This window comes from Helicovermis profundi, from assembly GCF_033097505.1.
In the GTDB taxonomy this organism is placed as follows: Bacteria; Bacillota; Clostridia; order Peptostreptococcales; family Acidaminobacteraceae; genus Helicovermis; species Helicovermis profundi.
In genome coordinates this window covers 43382-69155 of record NZ_AP028654.1, presented here as the reverse complement: position 1 = coordinate 69155, position 25774 = coordinate 43382, and the positions used below count along the sequence as shown (strand labels likewise).

Annotated in this window: 30 protein-coding genes and 2 riboswitches; of the genes, 6 read left to right on the top strand and 24 right to left on the bottom strand. The window is 27.4% G+C overall.

Annotation, left to right across the window (positions count from 1 at the left end; genetic code table 11):
* Positions 1-40: 40 nt before the first annotated feature.
* Positions 41-172: riboswitch (cobalamin riboswitch) on the bottom strand.
* 410 nt (positions 173-582) lie between these two features.
* Together AACH12_RS00345 and AACH12_RS00340 are read left to right on the top strand one after the other, a co-directional pair.
* Positions 583-894 carry an ArsR/SmtB family transcription factor gene (locus AACH12_RS00345; RefSeq protein ID WP_338536104.1) on the top strand — a complete coding sequence of 104 codons (312 nt, stop codon included), beginning with the start codon at positions 583-585 and terminating at the stop codon, positions 892-894.
* Between the two features lie 87 nt (positions 895-981).
* Positions 982-1176 carry a thioredoxin family protein gene (locus tag AACH12_RS00340; RefSeq protein ID WP_338536103.1) on the top strand — a complete coding sequence of 65 codons (195 nt, stop codon included), beginning with the start codon at positions 982-984 and terminating at the stop codon, positions 1174-1176.
* Positions 1177-1230: 54 nt separating this feature from the next.
* On the opposite strand, the gene mgsA is transcribed toward AACH12_RS00340, so the two are convergent.
* The 4 genes from mgsA to AACH12_RS00320 form a co-directional block, all read right to left on the bottom strand.
* Positions 1231-1629: a methylglyoxal synthase gene (gene mgsA, locus AACH12_RS00335; RefSeq protein WP_338536102.1), complete on the bottom strand. Its 399-nt coding sequence runs from the start codon at positions 1627-1629 to the stop codon at positions 1231-1233.
* A 14-nt stretch (positions 1630-1643) separates the two neighbouring features.
* Positions 1644-2024, bottom strand: a complete 381-nt coding sequence (locus tag AACH12_RS00330; protein ID WP_338536101.1) for a DUF134 domain-containing protein — start codon at positions 2022-2024, stop codon at positions 1644-1646.
* A 1-nt stretch (position 2025) separates the two neighbouring features.
* Positions 2026-2463, bottom strand: a complete 438-nt coding sequence (locus AACH12_RS00325; RefSeq protein ID WP_338536100.1) for a Fur family transcriptional regulator — start codon at positions 2461-2463, stop codon at positions 2026-2028.
* A gap of 89 nt (positions 2464-2552) precedes the next feature.
* Complete coding sequence (locus AACH12_RS00320) at positions 2553-2993, bottom strand: Lrp/AsnC family transcriptional regulator (protein WP_338536099.1); 441 nt, start codon at positions 2991-2993, stop codon at positions 2553-2555.
* 149 nt (positions 2994-3142) lie between these two features.
* Between AACH12_RS00320 and AACH12_RS00315 the strand changes: the two genes are divergently transcribed.
* Complete coding sequence (locus AACH12_RS00315; RefSeq protein WP_338536098.1) at positions 3143-3685, top strand: ribonuclease H family protein; 543 nt, start codon at positions 3143-3145, stop codon at positions 3683-3685.
* 85 nt (positions 3686-3770) lie between these two features.
* On the opposite strand, the gene AACH12_RS00310 is transcribed toward AACH12_RS00315, so the two are convergent.
* The 17 genes from AACH12_RS00310 to AACH12_RS00230 form a co-directional block, all read right to left on the bottom strand.
* Positions 3771-4874 (bottom strand): M20/M25/M40 family metallo-hydrolase, encoded by a 1104-nt coding sequence (locus AACH12_RS00310; RefSeq protein ID WP_338536097.1) that lies wholly within the window; start codon positions 4872-4874, stop codon positions 3771-3773.
* Positions 4875-4927: 53 nt separating this feature from the next.
* On the bottom strand, positions 4928-5245 hold the full coding sequence (locus tag AACH12_RS00305; RefSeq protein ID WP_338536096.1) for a DUF192 domain-containing protein: 318 nt from the start codon (positions 5243-5245) through the stop codon (positions 4928-4930).
* 5 nt (positions 5246-5250) lie between these two features.
* On the bottom strand, positions 5251-6150 hold the full coding sequence (locus AACH12_RS00300; RefSeq protein WP_338536095.1) for a type II secretion system F family protein: 900 nt from the start codon (positions 6148-6150) through the stop codon (positions 5251-5253).
* An 8-nt stretch (positions 6151-6158) separates the two neighbouring features.
* Positions 6159-7118: a type II secretion system F family protein gene (locus AACH12_RS00295; RefSeq protein WP_338536094.1), complete on the bottom strand. Its 960-nt coding sequence runs from the start codon at positions 7116-7118 to the stop codon at positions 6159-6161.
* A gap of 29 nt (positions 7119-7147) precedes the next feature.
* A complete protein-coding gene (locus AACH12_RS00290; RefSeq protein WP_338536093.1) occupies positions 7148-8476 on the bottom strand; it encodes a CpaF family protein in 1329 nt (442 codons plus the stop codon).
* A gap of 11 nt (positions 8477-8487) precedes the next feature.
* A complete protein-coding gene (locus AACH12_RS00285) occupies positions 8488-9636 on the bottom strand; it encodes a response regulator (protein WP_338536092.1) in 1149 nt (382 codons plus the stop codon).
* 11 nt (positions 9637-9647) lie between these two features.
* Complete coding sequence (gene cpaB / locus AACH12_RS00280) at positions 9648-10625, bottom strand: Flp pilus assembly protein CpaB (RefSeq protein ID WP_338536091.1); 978 nt, start codon at positions 10623-10625, stop codon at positions 9648-9650.
* An 8-nt stretch (positions 10626-10633) separates the two neighbouring features.
* Complete coding sequence (locus AACH12_RS00275) at positions 10634-11518, bottom strand: pilus assembly protein TadG-related protein (RefSeq protein ID WP_338536090.1); 885 nt, start codon at positions 11516-11518, stop codon at positions 10634-10636.
* 51 nt (positions 11519-11569) lie between these two features.
* Positions 11570-11956 (bottom strand): TadE/TadG family type IV pilus assembly protein, encoded by a 387-nt coding sequence (locus AACH12_RS00270; protein ID WP_338536089.1) that lies wholly within the window; start codon positions 11954-11956, stop codon positions 11570-11572.
* 76 nt (positions 11957-12032) lie between these two features.
* The gene (locus AACH12_RS00265; RefSeq protein WP_338536088.1) at positions 12033-12206 is read right to left on the bottom strand and encodes a Flp family type IVb pilin; all 174 of its coding nucleotides are present in this window, start codon (positions 12204-12206) and stop codon (positions 12033-12035) included.
* A gap of 128 nt (positions 12207-12334) precedes the next feature.
* Positions 12335-12994: a response regulator transcription factor gene (locus tag AACH12_RS00260; RefSeq protein WP_338536087.1), complete on the bottom strand. Its 660-nt coding sequence runs from the start codon at positions 12992-12994 to the stop codon at positions 12335-12337.
* Positions 12975-14168, bottom strand: coding sequence for a sensor histidine kinase (locus tag AACH12_RS00255; protein ID WP_338536086.1), 1194 nt, complete (start codon positions 14166-14168; stop codon positions 12975-12977). The genes AACH12_RS00260 and AACH12_RS00255 overlap by 20 nt, the downstream gene beginning before the upstream one ends.
* A gap of 102 nt (positions 14169-14270) precedes the next feature.
* Positions 14271-14780 carry a ferritin gene (locus AACH12_RS00250; RefSeq protein WP_338536085.1) on the bottom strand — a complete coding sequence of 170 codons (510 nt, stop codon included), beginning with the start codon at positions 14778-14780 and terminating at the stop codon, positions 14271-14273.
* A 58-nt stretch (positions 14781-14838) separates the two neighbouring features.
* Positions 14839-15219, bottom strand: a complete 381-nt coding sequence (locus AACH12_RS00245) for a desulfoferrodoxin (protein ID WP_338536084.1) — start codon at positions 15217-15219, stop codon at positions 14839-14841.
* A gap of 59 nt (positions 15220-15278) precedes the next feature.
* On the bottom strand, positions 15279-15689 hold the full coding sequence (locus AACH12_RS00240) for a Fur family transcriptional regulator (RefSeq protein WP_338536083.1): 411 nt from the start codon (positions 15687-15689) through the stop codon (positions 15279-15281).
* Between the two features lie 24 nt (positions 15690-15713).
* Positions 15714-15869, bottom strand: a complete 156-nt coding sequence (rd, locus tag AACH12_RS00235; protein WP_338536082.1) for a rubredoxin — start codon at positions 15867-15869, stop codon at positions 15714-15716.
* A gap of 250 nt (positions 15870-16119) precedes the next feature.
* On the bottom strand, positions 16120-16386 hold the full coding sequence (locus tag AACH12_RS00230) for a metal-sensitive transcriptional regulator (RefSeq protein WP_338536081.1): 267 nt from the start codon (positions 16384-16386) through the stop codon (positions 16120-16122).
* A gap of 138 nt (positions 16387-16524) precedes the next feature.
* Positions 16525-16706, top strand: a riboswitch (cobalamin riboswitch).
* A gap of 116 nt (positions 16707-16822) precedes the next feature.
* Between AACH12_RS00230 and AACH12_RS00225 the strand changes: the two genes are divergently transcribed.
* Together AACH12_RS00225 and AACH12_RS00220 are read left to right on the top strand one after the other, a co-directional pair.
* Entirely contained in the window at positions 16823-18676 is a 1854-nt protein-coding gene (locus AACH12_RS00225) for a ribonucleoside triphosphate reductase (RefSeq protein ID WP_338536080.1), read from the top strand.
* A gap of 11 nt (positions 18677-18687) precedes the next feature.
* Entirely contained in the window at positions 18688-19338 is a 651-nt protein-coding gene (locus AACH12_RS00220) for an anaerobic ribonucleoside-triphosphate reductase activating protein (protein WP_338536079.1), read from the top strand.
* A gap of 437 nt (positions 19339-19775) precedes the next feature.
* On the opposite strand, the gene AACH12_RS00215 is transcribed toward AACH12_RS00220, so the two are convergent.
* A complete protein-coding gene (locus AACH12_RS00215; protein WP_338536078.1) occupies positions 19776-22289 on the bottom strand; it encodes a DsrE/DsrF/DrsH-like family protein in 2514 nt (837 codons plus the stop codon).
* Positions 22290-22583: 294 nt separating this feature from the next.
* On the bottom strand, positions 22584-24224 hold the full coding sequence (hcp, locus tag AACH12_RS00210) for a hydroxylamine reductase (RefSeq protein WP_338536077.1): 1641 nt from the start codon (positions 24222-24224) through the stop codon (positions 22584-22586).
* Positions 24225-24421: 197 nt separating this feature from the next.
* Between hcp and AACH12_RS00205 the strand changes: the two genes are divergently transcribed.
* Complete coding sequence (locus tag AACH12_RS00205; protein ID WP_338536076.1) at positions 24422-25099, top strand: Crp/Fnr family transcriptional regulator; 678 nt, start codon at positions 24422-24424, stop codon at positions 25097-25099.
* Positions 25100-25198: 99 nt separating this feature from the next.
* Here the strand turns inward: AACH12_RS00205 and AACH12_RS00200 are convergent, their stop codons facing one another.
* Positions 25199-25429, bottom strand: a complete 231-nt coding sequence (locus AACH12_RS00200; RefSeq protein WP_338536075.1) for a glutaredoxin family protein — start codon at positions 25427-25429, stop codon at positions 25199-25201.
* Between the last annotated feature and the right edge of the window lie 345 nt (positions 25430-25774).

Here is a 25774-nt window from a genome sequence, read left to right as displayed (position 1 = left end):
TATAATACTCTACGAGAAAATAAACATTACTCATCCTCGTGAGATTTCCAAGTTAAAGGCATGTGTCTGACTTAAAGATATGAACTATCTTAATACAGTGGCGGGACCGTGATGGATTCTTACCATCTTCCATATAATAAATAAATTTATTACCTTCAACTATTAAGTTCAACAACATTATAACACAAATAAAAAATAAATATACTTTTTTATTATAGATAGTTATCCACTTGTTATCAACAAATTTTGTTAATAACTTTCCTTAAAATTTTATAGTAAATGCTTATTATTATTTAAAAATAATCGAACAAAAATTCGATTTGTTAACATTACCCACAGACTTATCCACAGTTTTATATATAAAATAATTTTTAGCATCTTTTTTTTACTTAAAAAATCACATAATAAACACAATATATCGTTATTCATAATAATTAAACCACAATATCCTTTAAATTATTTTTATGTTCCTATATAAAAACAACTAGCTTATTATTAATAATATAAATAATCCACATTTTGTTGACAATACACACATTTTGAGTTAATATTATAATATTCTAATATTACTTTGGAGGTAAAATGTCCACATTAAATGATATAACATCAACTTTGCTAAAATCGATTGCCCACCCAACAAGAATTTCTATTTTAGAATTGCTTAGAGAAGAAAATACACTTTGTGTATGTACTATCTATGAGAAATTAAATTTAGAACAATCCAATATCTCTCAGCACTTAAAAATACTTAAAAATACAGGTATATTGCGCTCTAAAAAAAATGGGCTTCAAGTACTATACACTGTTGAATATCCAGAAATTTTCAAAATAATTGATTTAGCTAAAGACATTATTAAAATTGAAGCGCAAAAAATCAATGATCAGTTTAATTAATTTAATTTTTACTAGTAATTATTAATTTTTAAAGGAGTATTTATGAAAATTATAATCTATGACTTAAATTGCTGAGGTTTTTCAAGTATGATGCCCGTAGTTGACGCGGCTCTTAAAAGACTTAATCTACCGAACAATATAGAAGTAATTTATGATGAAAATCTTATGAAAAAAATAGGATTAAAGTATACTCCCGCTCTTGAAATAAACGGAGAAATAGTATACGAAGGAAAATATCCTGGTGTAAAGACAATGATTGATATGTTTAAAACTTATATTTAACATAAGTATATTAATAAAAAAATGTTATCTAATTTAAGATAACATTTTTTTATTTTAATATTCAGCTTTTATTGCTTTCCAGTCAGGATTCTTATTCATTGAGAGTAAAAGTATCTCTGCCGTAGTTATATTTGTAGCTACTGGTAATTTGTGTACATCACATAAGCGAAGAAGTGCCTGAACATCTGGTTCATGTGGCTGAGAAGTTAATGGATCTCTTAAAAAAATTACTAAATCCAACTTTTCATACGCAATTAAAGAACCAATTTGCTGATCTCCACCGAGTGGACCAGATAAATATCTTGTTATTTCAAGTCCTGTAACATCATGTATTCTTGTTCCTGTTGTTCCTGTAGCAAAAAGATTATGGTTTTTTAAAATCGATTTGTATTTAACAGAAAACTTAACTATATTATCTTTTTTCTTATCATGTGCAACTAATGCTATATTCATACTACACCTCTTTTTTATTTTTGATTTCTACCTCTTCCCATGCCTCTATTTCTTCTTTTTCTAATTATAGTAGAATCTTCTAATTTCTCTATACTATTATCAGTATCTACTGAATAATGACCACCATCTATTTTAATAGCCATTCCATTATATAATGCTGTAGCTACTTTTTTTCTTGCACTCTCAATTACAATCTGAAATGTCTGCCTTGATATATCCATTTTTTTCGCGCATTCAATTTGACTTAATCCCTCAATATCTTTAAGCTTTAAAGCTTCAAGTTCTTCAAATTTTAAAATAATTTCTTCTAATTCAAATTTTGAAATTCCTGCTGGTTTAAATATAGCAACTTCAGGTTCAAATGAAATTCTTCTTCTTTTCATTGGTCTAGGCATATTATTCCTCGCATTCCTCACAATAACCTTCCATAATTATTGTGACGTCTTCCACATTTTTATTATATTTTGTTTTTATATACTCTATCTCTCTTGAAATTTCTTTAGAAATTTCTTCATCATTATATTCTTCAATTTTTCCACAGTTAGTACATTTAAAATGAATATGAACATTATTTTCATGAAACATTTTCATTTCGAAACATCTCTCACCATCAATATTAATTTCTTTAATAACATTTTTTCTTTTTAAAATATCTAAATTTCTGTAGATTGTAGGAAGACTCACTTTTTTTTCTCTTAATGCCATATAACAGTCATCAGCATTAAGATGCTTTTCACTTACTAAAAAAAGTTTTATTAGCTCTCTTCTCGATCTTGTAACCCTAACATCTTTTGAAATAAGATAATTTTCTATTTTATCTAAATTAGTTAACATAAACGCTCCCTTAATAATATGGCATATGCTAATTATATATTTGTTTTCTAATAGTGTCAAATCGCTAACAATTTAAATAATAATTTTAACTATTTGGGAATAACAACTTTCGAAGTCTCTTTTAAGGTTGATAATGCAAGATAAGTATAAGTACTTTTAGCATGCTTATTTATGCTATCAATTAATATTTCTAAAGATTTAGCATCTCTTGTTTTTGCTTTAACAAAATAGCAAGTATCCCCAGTAACTTTATGTACCTCTTGAATTTCAGGTTTATTAGTTAAAAGTTCTCCCATTTCTTCAATAGTTATATCTCCTACTGGAACAGTTATAAATACAGTTATGTCTACTCCAACTTTGTCTGCATTAATTATTGCAGAATAGCCACTAATAACATCATCATTTTCAAGCTTTTTAACTCTTTCTTTAGTAGCCGTTGTTGAAAGTCCAATTATTCTTCCAAGTTCTGCTATAGATTTTTTACCGTCATTTTGAAGTTCCTCTAATATTCTAAAATCATATTGATCCAATTTATCACCTCTTTTAATTAAATTAACCCATATTATATACTACTATTAGCATTATATCAAATTATATCAACAATTTTAGAAGTTAACATAAATTTAACTTTTCTGATATACTATTACTAAGTAAAAAAGATTTAGTTGGAGGAAAAAATATGAAAATAGTAAATATATACACTGACGGAGGATGCTCCAACAACCAATCAGATATTAATACTGGTGGTTGGGGAAGTGTACTTGAATATAATGGAAAAACCAAGGAAATTTACGGGGGCGAAAAAAATACTACAAATAACCGAATGGAAATATTCGCAGTTCTAATGGCTCTAAAAGAATTAAAAACAACTGATTTAATCATAAATATATATTCTGATAGTTCATATGTAATAAATTGCCTGAAAGAAAAATGGTACATTAAATGGCAAAAAAACGGATGGATTAATTCACAAAAAAAGAAAGTCGAAAATAAGGATTTATGGGAACCGTTAATTAGCGAAATTCAAAATTTTAACAATATTAATTTCTATAGAGCTAAAGGGCATTTAAATTTATCAAAAAATAGTGAATTAGAAAAATGGCACGCAAAACTAAAAAAAATTAATGGTAATGATTTTAATTATGATCTTTTTATTAAAGTTACTAAAATGAATAATTTAGCTGATGAACTCGCAAATAAAGGAATCGATGAAAACAGATAATTAATTTAACTATTTACACCAAACAGAGAATTGCCTATAAGGCAATTCTCTGTTTGGTGTAATAATTTTATGCTTTAAAATCCATTTATTTCATAAGTTCTAAAACTATTTTAGCAGAATTAAACAAATCTTCAATTTCAATAAACTCATCTAATGTATGTGATTTTTGAAGTCCTATTGCAAGGTTTATTGATTTTAAACCTTTTCTATTATATACATTAGTATCACTTCCACCACCTGAACTTTTAAGTTTAAAATTTAAACCCACCTTATTGATTGCTTTTTCAGCTATTTTAATAATTTCATCGTATCTATCTATATTGTAAGAATAATATACTCTTTTTGTCTTTATTTCTATTTTAGCTCCAAAATCTTTAGCAGCATCTCTAAAACAATTTGTCATATGTTCAGTTTGTTTATCAAGTTTTTCATCACTTAAACTTCTTGCTTCGCCTTTTAAGTAAATTGATGAGCACACTATATTAGTAGATTCTCCTCCTCTTATAATACCAATATTTGCAGTCGTTTCTTTATCTATTCTAAGTAAATCCATTTTTTCTATTGCTCTAGCTGCAACCATTATTGAACTTATGCCATTTTCTGGCTCAATTCCTGCATGAGATGGTTTTCCTTTAATGTTAACTTCTATTTTATCTTGAGCTGGTGCTATATGAATCACTTCACCTGGATGTCCTCCACTATCTAATATAAAGGCTTTAGTTGATTTTATTCTAGTTAAATCAATGTTTTTAGCACCAAATAATCCGCCTTCTTCATGTACACTAAATATAATTTCAATGTTTTTATGTTCAAGGTTATTTTCTTTTATCACATAAAGAGCTTCCATAATAGCAGCAATGCCAGCTTTATCATCTGCTCCAAGAATAGTAGTTCCATCGCTTCTTATTATATTCTTATCTATAATAGGATTAATATTTTTTCCAGGTTTTACGGTATCCATATGAGAACTAAATAAAAAAGTCTCCTTATCTTTTGAACTAAATAACTTTGCTACAATATTTCCTGTATTAGATATTCCTTTCTCAAATGCGTCATCTACAGTAACTGATAAACCAAGTTTTTTTAATTCCTTCACTAGTGTATCTGCCATATTTTTTTCAGCTGCCGACTCACTATTTATTTTTACATAATTAATAAAATTTTCTATAATTCTTTTTTTATTTATCAAACTATTTCTCCTCTTAATTATTTTATTTATTATTAGTATACTATAAAAAATAATTAATTATGAAAAACTATTTTGTCTCCTATACTAGCATCCTTAAAAATACCGTTAGCTATAGCTTCTAAAGCATATGTTGTTTTCTTTTTAGAAAAAATCATTTTTCCATGTGGAATATTTTTATTAATTGCAAGAATTTTATAATTTTCATCTAAAAACACAATATCAATATTAAACTTCATAAAATACGTATGAACACTTGATGTGCCTTTAAAAACAATTATTTCTTTATGAGGTTTTTTTCTAAACATATATCCAAGCAATTTATCTTTAAAACTACTTGCAATATAATAATTTTTAAGAACTATTGTTTTCATTTTAATCACCTAAAAATCCTTGAAATATTTATTAAAGCAGGGCCTAATATAATAATAAAAATTGAAGGGAACACAAAAATGATTAATGGAATAAGCATTTTTACAGGAGCCTTCATAGCTTTTTCTCTTGCAATTTGCTTCCTTCTTTCTCTTAATTGACTAGCTTCTATTCTAAGAACTTTACCAATACTTACTCCAAGTTCATCTGCTTGAATAATTGAAGTAACAAATGAATAAATTTCTTTTGAGTCACATCTTAAGGATAAATTTTTAAGAGATTTTTTTCTTGGGATTCCCATTTTAATTTCTTTTAATGTTTTTTCAAATTCAATTGAAAGTTCAGATTTTACAGAATCAACAACTCTATTAATTGCTCCATCAAATGATAATCCAGCTTCCACGCTTACTAAAATTAAATCTAAAACAAAGGGCAAATCGCGAATTATTTTTTTCTTTCTTATAGATATTTTCCTTGATAAATAAAAATTAAAAATTACGTTTACTAGAATAAATATAAAAATAGATAAAATAAGGGAATTTATGATATTTTTATTCAAAATATAAGCAAATACAAAAGCTATTATAAATCCAAGAATTGATGTCATATTTTTTTTATAAATCCAAAATTTAACCTCTTCTTTTTTAGATATTCCTAAACTTTCTATTCTTAACTTTATTTTATTATACCTATTTTTCGAAATTAATTTTGTAAACATTGTAGAAATATTCTTTATAAAAGGTGACATAATTCTTTCATTAAATGATTCGTTACTTATACTAGTGTTTTCGCTCAATTTTTTAACTCTTTTTTCTATCATAAATGAATTACTAAAGAAAATATATGCTATTCCATTTATAAAAAATACAATTGTTAGAAAAAAAATTAAAGTAAATAAATATAACATATTATCACCTACATTTCTATATTTACAATTTTTTTGATAATTAAAAATCCAAACACTTGACCAATTAAACCCAAAATTACCATAAATATACCAATTTTTGTTGAAAATAAAGTCCTTATATATTCATGATTAAATAGATATAATATTATACTCATAAAAACTGGTAGTAATGAAATAATCATTCCAGAGAGTTTGCCTTGAGCTGTTAAGGTTTTTAATTCATTTTTTATATACTCTCTTTCCATAATAGTTTTAGAAATATTTTCAAGTATCTCTGATAAATTTCCTCCAATATCATTTTGTATTAAAATTGCATTAATCATTAAGCTTAAATTTTCTGATTCTATACGCATTTTCATTGAATTAAAGGCATCTATATTTGATTTTCCCAAACTTAATTCTTTCAAAAGTATTGAAAATTCTTTTGAAAGCACATTATTTGTTTCTTTTACAACAACCGATAATGACTGTAAAAAAGAATAACCTGCCTTTAATGAATTTGAAATAATTATTAGTGCATCATAAATTTCATCATCAAATTCTTTGAATCTTTTTTTTGCTCTCATAAAAATATAATATTTAGGTATATTAAAAAATACTATACAAATTAATCCAACAATTATTTTGTCCTTTGTAATTAAAAAAGAAATAATTCCCGCTATAATAGATAGGATAAATTTTGCAACGACTACTTCTTGTGGATTAAATCTTAAATCTGCTTTTATAAGTTTTAAATATTCTTTATTATAGTAGCGATCTATAAAGCTACTATTTTTTTTATTATTAAATCTCTTAATATTTTTTTTCTTTCTATCTTTTACAGTAACTCCTTTTGTAGAAATATCATTAAAATCATCAAAATACTTTAATTTTTCAATTGGTTTACTATAAGTAAATATAGATCTAAAAATTGAAATATTAACTAATAAGGCTGATATAAATATAAAAACAATTAATAAATACTTCATACTATCACTCCATTTTATACACCAATAACTTAAAAACTACTAAAAAGTTCACTAGAACTATTTATTCCTCTTTGGTTAAGCAATTTAAAGAATTTAGGTTTTATGCCTGTGCTAATAAATTCTCCTAAAACCTTACCATTTGAATCCACCCCATTTTGTTTAAATAAAAATATATCTTGCAAGGTTATTATTTCACCTTCCATGCCTTGAACTTCCGTTATATGCGTAATTCTTCTAGTTCCATCCATCATTCTAGATTGCTGAACTATAAGATTTATAGCCGATGAAATTTGATTTCTAATTGCAATTATAGGCAAATTTAATCCTGCCATTAATACCATAGTTTCAAGTCTTGATAATATATCTCTTGGTGTATTGGCGTGACCTGTAGTTAAGGACCCATCATGTCCTGTATTCATTGCTTGGAGCATATCTAGAGCTTCAGCTGATCTTACTTCTCCAATAATTATTCTGTCAGGTCTCATTCTAAGACTATTTTTTACTAAATCTCTAATTGATATCTCTCCACTTCCTTCTATATTTTTACTTCTAGTTTCTAACCTAACAACATGCTTTTGAGTAAGTTGTAATTCTGCTGAATCTTCTATTGTAACTATTCTTTCATCTTCAGAAATAAATGAAGAAATTACATTCAAAGATGTTGTTTTACCACTTCCTGTTCCTCCAGATACTATTATATTTAGTTTTCCTTTAACACACATTTTTAAAAATTCTGCCATTTTAGAATTTAAAGTTCCAAAATTAATTAAATCTTCAATATTATATGGATCTTCAGAAAATTTTCTTATAGTAATACTAGGACCATCTATTGCAAGAGGTGGTATAATTGCATTTACCCTCGATCCATTTGGAAGTCTTGCATCAACCATTGGAGATTTCTCATCAATTCTTCTTCCTAATGGTGAAACAATCTTTTTTATTACATGAATAACATGATCATTATTTTTGAATTTTACATCCGTAAGTTGAAGTTTACCATGTTTTTCAATATAAATACTATTTGGACCATTTACCATAATTTCAGTAATTTCATTATCTTTTAATAAATCGCTTATTGGACCAAAACCTATTATTTCATTAATGAGTTCTTCTCTAATTCTTGATTTTTGATTACTTGTTAAATTCAAATCTTCTTTTTCAATATTATTATCAATTAAATACGAAATTTCATTTATCATTTTTTGATTCTTATCGCTTATTTCTTTAAAATCTATTTCTAATTCCTCAATAACATTTATTAAAATTTTATTTTTAAATTCATAATAGGGATCATTAATTTTTTTCGTAGATTCCTCAACTTTTTCATTTATCTGTTCAAGCCTTTGTTTTAATGACATATTATCACCACCTAGCTAATAAGTTTTTCACATAATTTATTTATTGATTTAATCATATTATTATCTTTGTACTTACTATTTTCATAAAAAGGAATTCCGGTATTTATTGAAAACTTAACAGTTTTATTGTTTTCTGGAATAAAACTTAAATCTTCATTTGAAAATGCATTTAAAATATCTTTATGTTTAATCCCAAATTTTGTATTTTCACTATTAACTATAACTTTTATTTTGCTCGAATAATTTAAAGTATTTAATATTTTTAAACCAATTTTCATGTTTTTTAAAGACGATAATTCCATATTTGATACAAAAGCAATAACATTTGATAAATCTAAGGAAACTAAAGTACATTCTCCAAAATTAACACCATTGTCAAAAATTATAACATCATAATAATTTTTAACTTTATCTATTATTTTTTTAACAATATCTTTCTTTATATATTCAGCAGATTCAGGGTTTCTTGGAGCTAGGAGAACATCAAGATTAGTGTTATAAGAAAACAAATATTCTTTAATATTTTCATAGGAAATAGTTTGATTTTCATCTATTAAATCAATTAGGGTTTTACTCTTATATTCATTTAACATCATTCCTATATCTCCAAAATACAAATCTAAATCTATAAGTAATACTTTTTTCCCATATTTTTTACTATATGCAATAGCTGTATTTAAAGCTACAATTGATTTTCCGACCCCACCTTTTGAACCATAAAATGAAATTATTTTACTTTCTCTTTTAATAGCATTAAGCTTTGAAATAATTTCTTCTTTTTTCTTATATCTATTGTATGTCGAAATAATTGTGGTATATAGCTCTTCATAATTTAATGGTTTAATAATATATTCTTTTGCACCTGCAAACATTGCTTTTTTTAAATATTCGTTTTCTCTTTGTACAGACATTATTATTACAATTATATTAGGATATTTTTCGTTTATTATTTCTGTAGTTTCAAGGCCATTCAAAACTGGCATATTAATATCCATTAAAATTATATCTGGATTAAATTTTCTAATTGACTCAATTACTTCTTTCCCATTGGAAGCTTCTGCCACAATCTCAATTTTATTTTCTTCAATTGAAAACATTTTTCTAATTAATTTTCTAGTTTCTAATATATCATCTGCAATTAAAACTTTTATTTTTTTCATACTCTCACCTTCTAATTACTAATAACAGGTATTTTAATTCCAGTTCCTGAATTTATTTTATCTTCATCGTCTATTCTATTAACTTGCTTTATTAAAATATATTTACTTTCATCACCATAAAAATCTTTTGCTATGCTCCTAAGGGTATCTCCATATTTAATTGTATAATAAATGTATTTATCGTATTTATTTTCACCTTCAATTTCATTACCTTTAATTGATTTAATTTTATATTGTGGAAATAAATCTTTCATTTTATACAAATCATCAAGTATCAATTCTTGCCATACTGCTCCATCTGTATCATAAATAAAATCACCTTTAAGTGGTCTTAGTGCAAGATTTATCACACCAATATTCTTTGCAAGAACCAATTTTTCTAAATCAAATGAAGGAATTGATAAAGTAACTAAAAAATTTTTAGGTATTTCTTCTCTTGAACTGTCACTATTTAAAAAATTTTTATCAATTGATAATATTTCTATATTTTGCATTAATAACTTTGACATATTAGGTCGTACTATTCTTTCAGATTCTCTAAGTTCTGGTAAAAATAAAACTAAGTCGACTCTGTCGCCCGGTTTTAATAAATCTGATACTCCACTATTACCATTCATAAATAATGATATTGCTCTATTTGATCCTTTAACTTTATAGCTTAATGTATTATTTATATCAGAAGTCAATTTTTCATTTATTAATTTTTCATTTTTGAATATTTCAACATTCGTGTATTTTCCAATAACATCCGCTTTTTTAGAAATATATTCTCCATAAAAATTTTCCTTTGTAACTTCAATATTTTTTACCATATCTTCAGTAATTTTAGTCATTGCATCAATTTTATTTGTTGCAACAACAATTGTAATTTTTTCCTTAACAACTGGTTTTACATTACTTAATGAATTAATATAATAAAAGCCTATACCACTTGTTATTAAGGCTAAAATTATAGAAACTAAAAATATTTTTTTTCCAACATTTATCATCTTCTCACCTACTTCACTAACTTGATACCATAAAGACCCTTATCATTTAAACTTGTATCAATATCTCCATTAATAACATATTTAATGAATCTTCCACCTATTTCACCTTTACCTGCATGGATATCAATATTTTCTACAAAAAACTCAGCAAATCCAACTACGACCACATAATCTCTTCCATATATATCAAATGAATCTATTAAAGGTACCGTCCAAAGCCTTATAGAATTCTCACTATAATCTTCAAAAGTACTAGAATCACCATTTATATTATTTTTTATTATATTTAATGCACTTACAATATTACCTGGCTCTGTTAATAATTCATCACCAATTGATATAGTAGAATCATATCCGTTTTCTAAATTATTTGAAAATATGCTAGCTCCATTCCCACCAAGTGCAAGTGCTCCGTAATTGCCATTTTCTCCATCACCAGCACCTTCTTTTAGTATTATTTCATCACCATAAGTGAAATTGAAATTTTTAACAGCTAAAGGTTTTACACCATTTTTAATACTTTTAATTGGTGCGATAATTGCCTTTGCCGACACATGAACTATACTATTAGAATTGCCAAAAACTTGAGAAAAATAATGATTTACTTTAGTGTTTGCATTTATTTCCACACTTTTTAAATCATCTGGAATAGTTATTTCATAGTTATATTCCTCTTTGTAATTTATATCTAAATATTTTTTTGCTATTTCATTTACTTTTGTTTTACTTTTTTTAAGTTCCCTTGAAGAAGCTAAGACTGCTGAATCAACCGCATTAGATAATTTGATCCTCTGGGCATATGAAAGTCCAATATCAATAACATATGAAAGTGAAGTTAATAATACCGCCATAAGTAAAACAAGCAAAATTGAAGCATTACCCTTATTGTTCATAAAATCACTATTCCTTAAAATAATAGTTAATAAACGAATTCTTTCTACCTTTTATTCAATTCTCATAGAGTTACTAGATTTTAAATCAACTTCACTCCCTATTATTAAATTGATAAATGGAATATTAACATTATATTTATACAATATATCTACCCTTACACTTTCTCCTCTTAATCTATCCGATTCATTAGGTGATATTGTAACAGTAACTTTATTAAAATCTATATTAGGAGCATCTATTATTAATTCCTGGTTTATTTCTAAATCTGATGCGCCAACTGATGCTAATCTAGCTCCATTTCTTGATATAGTATTAATTGTAATATAAGAATTTAATATCAATCCAAATTCAAGTAATCCTAATATCAATACAAGAATAATAGGAAGTACAATTGTAAATTCTACTAAAGACTGCCCTTTACTATTTAACTTTTTCATAAGACACCTTCTCAATAGTTAAGAATAGTTATTTTTAAAAAAATAGCTCTAATCACTTTGACTAGAGCTTGATTTCTTATAAGGCATCAATAATAGCTTGGAATTTTGCTGCAATTGCAGGTCCAAGTAGTGCTAAAACAGCTATTACTGCTATCGCAATTAAACCAATTAATAATGCATATTCTACCATTCCTTGACCATCTTCATTTTTAACCTTTTGAGATAATAAATTAAATAAAGTGATTAACATAATAATGACCTCCTGTTCTTCTTTTAGTGTTATTTATAACTTAATTATAGTTTAAATAACAAAAACAAAAAGATTTCAAAGGTCATAAAAAATAGGGACCTTAGTCCCGAATATATAAAATCAATACATTATGAATTAGGATAAAATTCTTCAATATTGTTTTTTATAGCTAATATAGTGGCTTTAACCCTATCGTTTACTTCTAACTTTCTAAAAACATTAGTAATATAGTTTTTTATTGTTTTTTCAGATAAATATAATTCATTACTAATTTCTTTATTTGATAAGCCTTTTGAAATAAAATATAGCACTTCAAATTCTCTCTTAGTTAAAACATCAAAAATATTGGAATTATTATTTGTTTTTACTTTAGAAAACAATAAATTTACAAGTGTATGATCAATATACTTTTCACCTTTATAAACTTCTTCAATAGCCCTTGAAATTATTTCACCAGCAGACTCTTTTAATACATATCCATCTATACCTAAATTAATAGCACTTAAAATTGTTTTCTTATCATCCTCAATTGTTAGAGCTATTATTTTTACATCTAAATTCTCACTTTTAATAATTTTTATTACATCTAAACCGCCAATTTCAGGCATTCTCATATCAAGCAAAAGAACATCTGGTTTATAATTTTTTAATATTTTTATAATATTTACCCCTGAATTTGATTCTCCTATTAATTTAATTTTTTCATTAAAGCTTAAAATTCTCTTAATTCCTTCACGTATTATTTCATGATCATCAATAATAAATACTCTAATTTCCGTTTTTTTCATCTAATATCACCTCTCTACTAATTGGTAATTTGATTTTAAAAACTACACCTTTATTATTTTCAGAGGTAATATTAATTTCACCCTGAAGCTGATTTACTCTTTCATAAATGCCTATAAGTCCAAATGAGTTCGATTTAGATTTAATCTCACTTAAAACATTTCTAACATCAAATCCAATGCCATCATCTTCTACTTTAATAGAAAGATATTTTTTCCCGTATTTAAGGTCAATACTAACATTTTTTGCCTTTGAATGTTTTTTAATATTATTTAGTAATTCCTGAATTATTCTATATGTTGCAACTTTTATTATAGACTCTACTTCATAATTTATTTTTTCGAAATTGAAATTAATTTTCATTTCTAAATCTCTTGAAACAATATTTATAAATTCTTTTATAGTTTGGTTTAATCCAATATCATCTAATGACATTGGCCTCAAATCAAAAATAATATCTCTAACTTCTTTTAAAGATTTTTTAACTGCAATTTTTAGCTCTCGTAACTCTTTAATACCTTCTTCAAAATCTTTCTTTAATATAGTTTCACATATATCTGTTCTCATAATTAAATTAGCCATAAGCTGCGCTGGGCCATCATGAATATCCCTTGCTATTCTTTTTCTTTCATTTTCCTGGGCTTCTAAAACTTTTACTCCGACCAGCATTTCACTTTCAAAGTCCATACCTTCCATTGCAGACATTATTTCACCATTTAAAAAACTACTAGCTATACCAATTTGATGTAGTATTTTTTCGCTTATTTTTATATTTCCATAAACTTTTCTTAAAGATAACTCAATATTATCTCTTCGATCTCTTAAATTTCGCTCTTTATTTTCTGCCTCAAGTAGTTTTGATTTTACTGCATAAGCCTCATCATAAATTTTTTTTAAATCAAAGGAAGGATTATTTTTATAATTTTTTGTTGCTTTAACAAGTTTAATTCTCATTGATTTATCTTCATTTACTAATATATCAACAGTTTTTATTACTATATCAATTTCTATTTTAATATTTTCTAGCTGATTAACTAGAGTTTCATACTCTTGTCTTGTATTATCTAAAATAATGTTAATTTGTATTTTACTAGAATCAATAGATTCCAAAATTTTAGAAAAAATCTCTTTTACTCTTTTATCTTTAATTTTATTTGATTTATTTTCATTTATCATAAATTTCACCCTTAATATTTTTTATAACTATGTAAAGATATATATACCCATAAATTTTAAATTAAAAGACTGTAATCAATAAATTTTGATTACAGTCTTTTTTTACACTGTTGTAGGCGGTGTAAACACTCTAGAACCTAGTTCTCTATCAAGCATTAAAACTCCATGTCCTTTTCCTTCAACAAATTCTAATTGCTTAAGAATAGTTTCAGCGTTTGACTCTTCTTCAACTTGCTCATCAATGAACCACTGAAGATAAGAAAGAGACGCTCTGTCTTTTACTTCATCAGCTACATCAGCAAGTTTATTGATTAATGCGCTTACATGTCTCTCATGTTTTAAAGTTGCGTCAAACACATCAATAATACCATTCCACTCAGTTTGAGGTTTTTCTATTAATTCAAGTTTAACTTCTCCGCCTCTTTCAAGTAAATAATCATACATTTTAAAAGCATGAAACTGTTCTTCTTCAAATTGAACTTTCATCCATGATGCAAATCCTTCAAAATTTTCTTTTGATAAATATGCTGCCATTGATAAATAAAGATACGCTGAATAAAATTCTGCATTTATTTGTTTGTTAAAAGCTTCTTCTAATTTTTTATTAATCACTTGATTCATCCTTTCACTATATATTATAATTCAAACATTAATCTTAAACTATATTTTTCTAAATCTCATTTTTCCACTGACCATGTAGATTACAATACTCTCTAGCTGTTACTTTCTTAGCACTAACTAAGAATATAGCTTCTGGTTTATCACCTGGTTTTAAAAATTCTTTATAGCTTTTTCCATCTGCAATTAATTCAATCCATTGAATAAAATGTTCTTCAGTCATTGGGTGAAGTGTTGAACCAACTGTTACTTTGAATCCACCATCTATTTTTTCAATTACCGGAACATGTTTTTCAGTAGTTGAATCAGCATTTTTTTCATCAAGAAGATTCATATCCTGACCACAGCATACTAATGTTCCGCCAGCACCATTATTTACTTCTACAATGTTCCCACATATTTCGCATTTATAAACTTCATTTCTTTTTGCCATAATTTTTCCCTCCCAAATAAAAAACGATAATAACCTTTATCAGATTATTATCGTTTTAATTAATTTAAACATTTATTACATATACCTTTAAAGTATATATGTCTTTGATTAATTTGAAATTCATCCATTTCATTAATAACAATATCTGATAAGTCTAATTTAAAATCTGTAACTTTACCACATCTTTCACATTTAAAATGTCCATGTAAAGATGTATCTGCATCATACCTAGTTTCATTATCTTCTATTGTGATTAAAGACACTATCTTACTATCAACAAATAAATTTAAAGTATTATAAACTGTTGTTTTTGAAAGAGTCGGAATTTCATCAATAAGAGCTCTATATATAATATCAACAGTTGGATGTTCTTTTGTATTATATAAGTACTCATAAATTTTAATTCTTTGATATGATGGTTTAATATTGTTGCTTTTTAAAAATTCGTTAACATTCGCTATTTTATTCATAATATACCTTTCTTATAAGTTAAATTACTCTTGAACGAACATATCTTTTGAAACACCACAAACTGGACACACCCAATCTTCTGGAATATCTTCAAATTTTGTACCTGGTGCAATTCCACCATCTGGATCTCCTAATGCTGGATCATAAACATAACCGCAAGGTTCACATACATACTTCATATAAAATTCCTCCTTAATATATAGTTGTCTTAACTTTTTCAACTTTGTAATCGTTACAAGTTAATAATAGCACAATTTTTTTTGAGTGTCAACGAATTTATAATACAATCTATTAAATACATTTATCCCAAAAAATAAGATTCAAACAACTATATCAGTTCTTTTTGTTTTTTTTACTAAGTTAATTAATATTAAATCTATAAAAAAACAAGCTACTGAAAAATAAAGATTCCCCCAGTAACTTTCAATTTTATTTTGAATATTTAATGAATGTTTTAATTACTTCTTCAACTTTTTCTTTACTTACCATTTCTCCTTCTTCAACTGAATGAAGACACTCAAGTGCGTTTTCTTCCATTATAAGAAGTCCAACTTTATTTATTGAAGACTTTATTGCAGCAATTTGTATAAGAACTTCATCACATGTTTTTCCTTCTTCTACCATTCTCTCAACACCAGCGATATGACCTTTAATCGTCTTAAGCCTATTTATTAATTTTTTATTATCTTTGCTCATTTTTTACCTCTCTCTACTCTCTTGATATCATCTCTATATAATAATACCATACTCCTTAAAAATCTAAAATATAAATATATTTTCTACAAAGTAATAATTATCTTGAAAGCATATATTGTGTATGATAAACTAGAAACAACAACATATTGTGTTCTAGGTGCTCTTATTAAGAGATAATAGGGAAAGAGGTGATATTCCTCTACAGCCCCCGCTACTGTAATTGATGATGAAAATCTTATATACCACTGTTTTTTTACGGGAAGGAAAGATTAGTAAAGTGATTCATAAGTCAGGAGACCTGCCTATAACTTTTTGTCATAAACTTCGGTGGGAAGTATCATGTTTTAAGTTTTTATTGCCTATCTTTTTGTTTTTGAAGATAGGTTTTTTTCATGAGTTTTCACCCATCTATTATTATTATTTTGGGAGTGATTATATGATTATGCGTGTAAGAAAAAGAAATGGAAAAATTAACGAATTTAAGGAAAAGAAAAACTCTTTAATTAGTGCTACTATTGATCTTATGAATGATTATTTAGAAGAAAAAGATTGGCAGATAAAAGAAAATGCAAATAGTTCAGAAAAATCTGTAATGGCTTTATATAACTATACTAGAGAAGAATTTATTAAACTCTATTGGTTGAATGAAATATATCCTATCGAAATTTCAAATGCACATAAGAGTGGTGAAATTCATATTCATGATATGGGTTTCTTAGGGCCTTATTGCTCTGGTTGGGATTTAGGTCAACTAATTATGGAAGGTCTTGTTGGACCTAAGCATTCTAGCGCACCAGCAAAACATTTATCAACTTTACTAGGACAACTCGCAAATAGTATTTTTGCAACACAACTTGAAAATGCAGGCGCACAAGCTTTTTCATCATTTGATACTTATCTTGCTCCTTTTGTATACTATGATAATTTGGAGTTTAATGAATTAAAAAGAATAATAAAATCTTTTATATTTGAAATTAATATGCCTATGAGAATTGGTGGCCAGAGTCCATTTTCAAATTTAACTTTTGACCTTTCTTGTCCAAATAATATGAAATATCTTCCAGTTGTTATTGGCGGAAAACCTACTGATAAAACTTTAGGAGAATTTCAAAATGAAATGGATATGATAAACAAAGCATTTATAGAAGCTATGATAGAAGGTGACAGCGAAGGTAGGATTTTTACATTTCCTATTCCAACATTAAACGTTGATGAATTATTTCCATGGGAAAGTGCTGTAGTTAAACTTTGGATGGATGTTACAGTAAAGTTTGGCATCCCTTATTTTGCAAATTTTGTTAATTCCGATCTTTCTCCTGAAGATGCTAGAAGTATGTGTTGTAGATTAAGGCTTGATAATAGAGAACTTAGAAAAAGGGGCGGTGGATTATTTGGATCTAATCCTCTTACAGGAAGTATTGGCGTTGTAACATTAAATCTTCCACGCATAGGCTATAAAGCTAGAACAGAAGAGCAGTTTTTTAAAATGCTAAATTCAGCTCTTGAAATTGCAATTAAATCACTTGAACTTAAAAGAAAATACATTGAAAGATGGACTAATCAAGGGCTTTATCCTTACTGCCGACAATATCTTAGAAATATAAAATTTGCAAATAATTCATACTGGTCTAATCATTTTTCAACAATTGGGTTAGTTGGCATGAACGAAGCTGTATTAAACTTTATAAATAAAGATTTATCATCTGAAAAAGGACAAAAATTTGCCATTGAAATTATGGATTATTTAAGAGATTATTTGAGTGATGTTCAAGAAAAAACTGGAAATATGTACAATTTAGAAGCAACTCCCGCCGAATCCACTGCTTATAGATTAGCTCTTAAAGATAAAAAAATGTATAAAGATATTATTACTAGGGGAAATGACAAGACACCTTACTATACAAATTCAAGTCAACTTTCGGTAGATTATTCTTCAGATATATTTGATACCCTTGATCTTCAAGATGAACTTCAATCTAGATATACAGGCGGAACTGTACTTCATCTTTATACTGCAGATAAAATTGAAGATGGAAGCGTTATATCTAATTTAATAAAAAAAATATTTTCTAACTATGAACTCCCCTACCTTTCATATACACCAACATTTTCTCATTGTAAACATCATGGTTACTTTAAAGGTGAAATCTTAGAATGTCCTAAGTGTGGAGAAAAACTTGATGTTTACAGTAGAGTTGTTGGTTATTATAGACCTATTCAAAGCTATAATAACGGCAAGGTACTCGAATTTGAAGAAAGAATCAAGTTCAATATAGAAAAAGTTCTATAGGAGGTGAAAAAATGAATATTGCATCTTTTTTAGGAACTTCATTTATAGATTACCCGGGAAATATTAGTTTAGTTATTTTTACAAAGGGCTGTAACATGAATTGTCCTTATTGTCACAATAAAAATCTTGAAACTAAATTTGAACTAATTAACGAAAAAATAATCTTCGATTTACTTATTAAAAGAAAAAATCTTATTGATGCTGTAACTATTAGCGGTGGTGAGCCAACTCTTCAAAGTGATTTATACGGTTTTTGTTTTGCAATTAAAGAAATGGGTTACAAAATCAAACTAGATACAAACGGAACAAATCCAAAAATATTAAAGGATTTAATAGATAACAAACTTGTAGACTATATAGCTATGGATATTAAAACATCACCAGACAAATATAATGAGCTTTGCGGAAAATCTTTTGATTCTATTAAAAATAGTATTAAGCTTATACAATCTTTTAAAAATCATGAATTTAGAACAACATTTTACCCAAGTGTTAGTAAAAATGATATAAAAGAAATACTTAAATATACTAATAATTCACCTTACTATCTTCAGCAATATCGAAAAATAAATGATGATACTCTTAAGGCATATAGCGATGAATTTGTTTTAGATATTGGAAATGAATTTAATATATTTACAAGGAATACTGATATTATTTAGTAGCAAACATTCTCTCTTTCAAGCTAGCTTGATCAATAATGTTTGTCTTTCATGGTTTTACGGTGCTATACTTGCGAACTCGCGCTATTCGCTTAACGCACTTCGTGCTATTCGCTAAGTATGGGACTTTCGCTTTCAATTTATAGCGGTGCTACCGGCGAACTCACAAACTTCGTTTGCTTCCATTCGCCTTGTATTGGTCATAAATTCCCAATGAAAAAAGTAAAACGAATTCGATTTTGTGAGCAAGTAATCTATAATATTTTCTATCTAGTTTTGCGGTGCCTATACTTGCGAATTCGCGCTGCGCGCTTAACGCACTTCGTGCTATTCGCTAAGTATGGGACTTTCAGTCCCTATAAAAAAAGTGACAAACATTCTCTCTTTCAAGCTAGCTTGATCGATAATGTTTGTCACTTTTTTTGCACCGCTTTATGTTATATAAATAAATTTACATTTGATTCTTCTGCTGCTCCTAGGTATGTTGCTACTCCACCTAAGTCTATTCCATCTATTAGTTCTTCTTCTGTTATTCCCATTATATCCATTGACATATTACAAGCAATCATTTTTACACCATTATCAAGTGCACTTTGTAATAATTCTTCTAAAGAATCTATATTTTTATTTTTCATAACTTTTCTAATCATTTTTCCGCCCATACCAAGCATACTCATCTTAGAAAGTTTTAATTTTTTTGTTCCTCTTGGCATCATTGCTCCAAACATTGACGATACAAGATCTTTTTTTACTGATACTTTATTATTTTTTCTAAGGATATTAAGCCCCCAGAATGTAAAGAACATTGTTACTTCCCTACCCATTGAAGCTGCACCATTTGCAATTATAAGTGAAGCTAATGCTTTATCTAAATCTCCACTAAAGACTACCATAGTTTTTCCATCATTTGGATTCACTATTTGTGTTTTTACTGGTTCTTTTTCTACCCTTCCTTCAATTCCTTTCATAATAGAAGCAATATAGTTCTTGTCCTCTTTGCCTGAACTTAGTAGAGTATTTCCTGTCCTTCTAGTCCATGTGGCAATATCATTTGCAAATCCAGGGTCACTTGCTTTTACGTCTAATACATCACCATCATTCATAGCTTCTATTGCTTTATATACTTTCATTATAGGTCCAGGGCATGATAGTCCACAAGCATTAAGTTTAACTACTTCACCTGTCCTTACAGTTTTTTTATTTTCAACATCTCCAGTTTCTGAAAAATCTGTATCTGGACAATATCCCTCTTCACATGAGACGTTTTCACAATACTCACTATCTTCATCATGACAATATACGCTTGCATAAGTAGAATATCCACCGCTTAAATTCCAAACGTTCTCAAAACCTAAATTTTCAAGAATCCTTGCTGCAATATATCCCCTAAGTCCAATTGCACAATATGTTATTATTCTTTTGCTCTTGTCTAATTCTTTATATCTATTTCTTAATTCATCTACCGAAATATTAATTGAACCTTTAATAAAACCAAGTTCTCTTTCAATATCTTCTCTAACGTCAAGAATAATATCTTTATCAAAATCTATATCTTCTAATTCATTATAATTAATAGACTTAAATTTCTTAGTTAACATATTATTTGCAGTAAAGCCAGCCATATTAACTGGATCTTTTGCAGAAGAATATGGAGGAGCATATGCTAATTCAAGCTCTTTCAAATCATCAACAGTAGCATTAAATCTTATTGCTGTAGCTATAACGTCAATTCTCTTATCTACTCCATCATATCCAACTATTTGTGCACCAAGAACTTTTCCATCCATTGCAAACACAAGTTTTAATGTAAGTGGTATAGCACCTGGATAGTAGCCTGCATGAGATTTTAAATGAAGTATTACAACGTCATAATCTTCTCTAATTTTTTTGCCCATTCTAATTAAGTTTTTTTCATTTACACCTGTATTTGCAACTGTTAAATCAAATACTTTTGCTATAGAAGTTCCCTGAGTTCCTTTATATTTTTCCATTTCTCCTGAAATATTGTTAGCAACAATTCTTCCTTGTTTATTTGCAGGTCCAGCAAGAGGAATCATAGCTTTTCCGCCATTTACAAAATCAATTACTTCTATTACGTCTCCAAGTGCAAAAATATTTTCATCAGATGTTTTTAAATATTCATCAACAACAATTCCGCCTCTTTGATTTAATTCAAGTCCAGCTTCTTTTGCAAGATTACTTTGTGGTCTTACTCCAATAGAAAGCATAACCATATCTGTATCAAGTTTAAGTCCACTTTGAAGTTCTACTGCAGTTAAGCCTTTTTCATTTGTAAATTGTTTTACCCCATCTCCAAGAATCAAATTAATTCCTTTTTGTCTTAAATGATTATGAACAATTTCAGCCATTTCAAAATCAATAGGAGCCATAACTTGGTTTACCATCTCAACTACTGAAACTTCAATGCCTCTATCATGTAAATTTTCAGCCATTTCAATTCCAATAAATCCACCGCCAATTACTACAGCTTTTTTAGGCTTTTTTCTGTCAACATATTCTTTTATTATATCTGTATCTGGAATATTCCAAAGTGTAAATATATTGCTTGCATTTATTCCAGGAATTGGTGGCTTAAGTGGTGTTGAACCAGGTGAAAGAACCAATACATCATAACTTTCTTTATATGTTACATCTGTTTTTAAATTTTTTACTTCTAATATCTTATTTTCTTTATCAATAGATAAAACTTCATTTTGGACTCTTACATCAATATTAAATCTAGCTTCCATTGCTTCTGGAGTTTGAACCAAGAGAGCATCTCTCTCTTCAATTGTTTCGCCAATATAATATGGCAGTCCACAGTTAGCAAAAGAAATATATTCTCCTCTTTCAAACATAATAATTTCAGCTGTTTCATCCATTCTTCTAAGTCTTGCTGCAGTTCCAGCTCCGCCTGCAACTCCACCGACTATAAGTACTTTTTTAGCCATAATAACCTCCTATATATTAAAAATCACTTCGTGAAAAAATAAACATCGTTCAACGTTCATCCCCCTTGGTAGGGGGTATGATAATAGCTTACTACTTTATCTGTTAATTGTCAAACTATTTTGTTAAATTTATATTTTTATTCTCAGTCATACATACCCTAAATTGATTGGTTAAAACGTTTTAAAAAAAGCCCACTACATTATAAATCTAATTCATAATGTAGTGGACTTTTTTATTTTATCTTTTTTAATAATTTCTAGAAAACTAAAAACCTTATAAATTTATTTATAATACTACTCACCTAAAAATAATTTTAAATCATCTTCTACTTCTCCAATACCTGCAATACCAAAGTTTTCAATAAGTACATTGGCAACATTAGGTGAAAGGAAAGCTGGAAGTGTTGGTCCTAAGTGAATATTTTTAACACCTAAGCTAAGTAGAGCAAGTAATACGATAACAGCTTTTTGCTCATACCATGCTATATTATAAGCAAGTGGTAATTCATTAATATCATTCAATTCAAAGATTTCTTTAAGTTTTAGAGCAATAACTGCTAATGAATATGAATCATTACATTGGCCAGCATCAAGAACTCTAGGAATTCCACCAATATCTCCTAAATTAAGTTTATTATATCTGAATTTTGCACAACCTGCAGTCAATATAATAGTATCTTTTGGTAATTTTTCTGCAAATTCTGTGTAATAATTTCTACTTTTATGTCTTCCATCACAACCGGCCATTACAAAGAATTTCTTAATAGCTCCGCTTTTAACAGCATCTACTACTTTATCAGCTAATTCAAACACTTGATTATGAGCAAATCCTCCAACTATTGTTCCTTTTTCTATTTCTACTGGTGATTTTAGCGTTTTTGCAAGCTCAATAATTTCAGAAAAATCTTTTTGCTTACCTTCTTCTCTATCAGCAATATGAACGCATCCTGGGAATCCTGAAGAACCAGTTGTAAATATTCTTGATTTATGAGATTCAACAGGAGGAACTATACAGTTTGTAGTAAAAAGAATTGGTCCATTAAATGATTCAAACTCTTCTTTTTGTTTCCACCATGCATTTCCGTAGTTACCTACAAAATGATCATATTTCTTAAATTTTGGATAATAATTTGCAGGAAGCATTTCGCCATGAGTATAAACATCTACTCCAGTTCCTTTTGTTTGCTCTAATAATTCTTCCATATCTTTTAAGTCATGGCCTGAAATAAGTATACCAGGATTAGACTTAACACCAATATTTACTTCCGTAATTTCTGGGTTACCATAAGTAGTTGTATTAGCTGTATCTAAAAGTGCCATTGCTTTAACACCATATTCACCAGTTTTTAAAGTTAATGCAACAAGTTCATCAACACTTAAATCTTTAGTTGTAGCAACTAAAGCTTCTTCCATAAATTTTTCTAAATCATCATCTGCATATCCAAGATTTAATGCATGTTCTGCATATGCTGCCATTCCTTTTACTCCAATAATTATTAATTCTCTAAGTGATCTTATATCTTCATTTTCTGTTGCAAGAACACCAACAGTTTTCGCTTTTTCTTCAAATTCATTAACATCATCTGAGAACCATGAAACTGAATCATGACTAGAAACTTCAAGTCCATTTTTTACTAAAGATTCTTTTATTTCATCTCTTAATTTTAAAGCTTCCTTTATTTTTTTCACAAAAACTTCTTTATCAAAGTTAGCATTTGTTATAGTACTAAATAATCCTTCAAAAATAACTTTATCTGCTAATTTAGAATTTAATTCTTTTTCTCTTGCTTTGTAATTAACAGCAGACAGTCCTCTAAGCACAAATATTAGTAAGTCCTGTAAATTAGCAACATCACTTGTTTTTCCACAAGCACCTACTTTTGTACATCCCTTGTTACCAATTGTTTCTTGGCACTGAAAACAATACATTGACATTATAAATCCTCCTTAAGCTTATTAAAAAAATATTATTATGTTATAATTAAACGTGAAATACACGTCTTTTGCTAATTACCCAACTTATAAGTAAAGTAAACAGAAAAATTAAATATCTATTTCACAATGTTATTATAATTCTTTATTTTAAATAAAGATGTAACATATGTTACTAAAAAAAATAAAAGGAGAAATTTATGAATAAAGTTTCTAATGCACTAAAAAATTGCGACCTTTTTAAAAAATTGTCCGATGACAATATTAATCATATATTGGGTTTTATTGATAATAAAACTATTACTTATAAAAAAGGTTCTATAATCGCTTTTGAGGGAGATGACTGTGATTCATTAGGAATAGTTTTAGAAGGTACTGTTGAACTTCAAACAATTTTTCCTAGTGGAAAAATTTCAACTGTTATGCAAATGGAGGAATCCGATATATTTGGAGAAGCCCTTATTTTTTCTAGTTATAATAAATATCCTATATCAATCGTTTCCATTACTAATTCCAAACTAATACTACTTAAAAAAGATAAAATTCTTCATCTATTAATGCATCACCCAGTTGTACTTGAAAATTTCTTATTTTTATTATCTACAAAATTATTTGTTCTTAACAGCAAAGTAAAAATGCTTTCACTTGATACTATTAGACAAAAAATTTGTACATATTTAATTTCTGAATCTAGAAATCAAAATTCACTAAGAGTTAAAGTAAAGCTTTCTAGAAAACATATGGCTGAACATATGGCTGTACAAAGACCTTCTCTTTCAAGAGAACTTATAAAAATGGAAAAAGAAGGACTTATTAAAGTTGATAAAAATTATATTACTATTGTCAATATGGATGATTTTGAAATGGAGCTTGGTTAATTTACTGTTTTATATATATTTTAAAGCATAGTAGGCCTACAAAAAAGGCGGATATACCTATTAAGTATATCCGCCTTTTTATTATTCATTTTTTTCTTATTAGTTAAGAAGCTCTTCCAATTTATTTTTATCAAAACCTTGTATTACTTCTTCATCAACAAAAATTACTGGTACTCCCATAAATCCTTGTGACATTAATTCTTTTCTAGCAACAGCATCTGTTGAAACATTTTTTTCAGTATATTCAATTTCATTTTCTTTAAAATAATCAATCGCCATATGACAATACCCACATGTACTACTTGTATAAATCACAACTTTTTTTTCCATTTTGCTTCCTCCCTATGTGCTATTTATTTTTTAGTGTTATATTAATAATATTATACTACTATTATTTAATTTTATATTATGAACAAGTTGATCCACCCATATATGGTTTAACGACAAATCCTTTTGTAAGCCAGCTATTTGCATAATCAACTTCAAAACCTTCATAAATATCAATTAATTCACTTTCAACTACTACTTTACCAGATGGAATCTCAATACTATAATCATTCTCTTTATGCTCATCCAGAGCAATACCAAATGTAGGTCCACCTCAACCATAGCCTTGAATATATATTCTAACGTCCATTGTTTCTAAATTTTTAGTTCCTTTAATGCTTTCAAGCT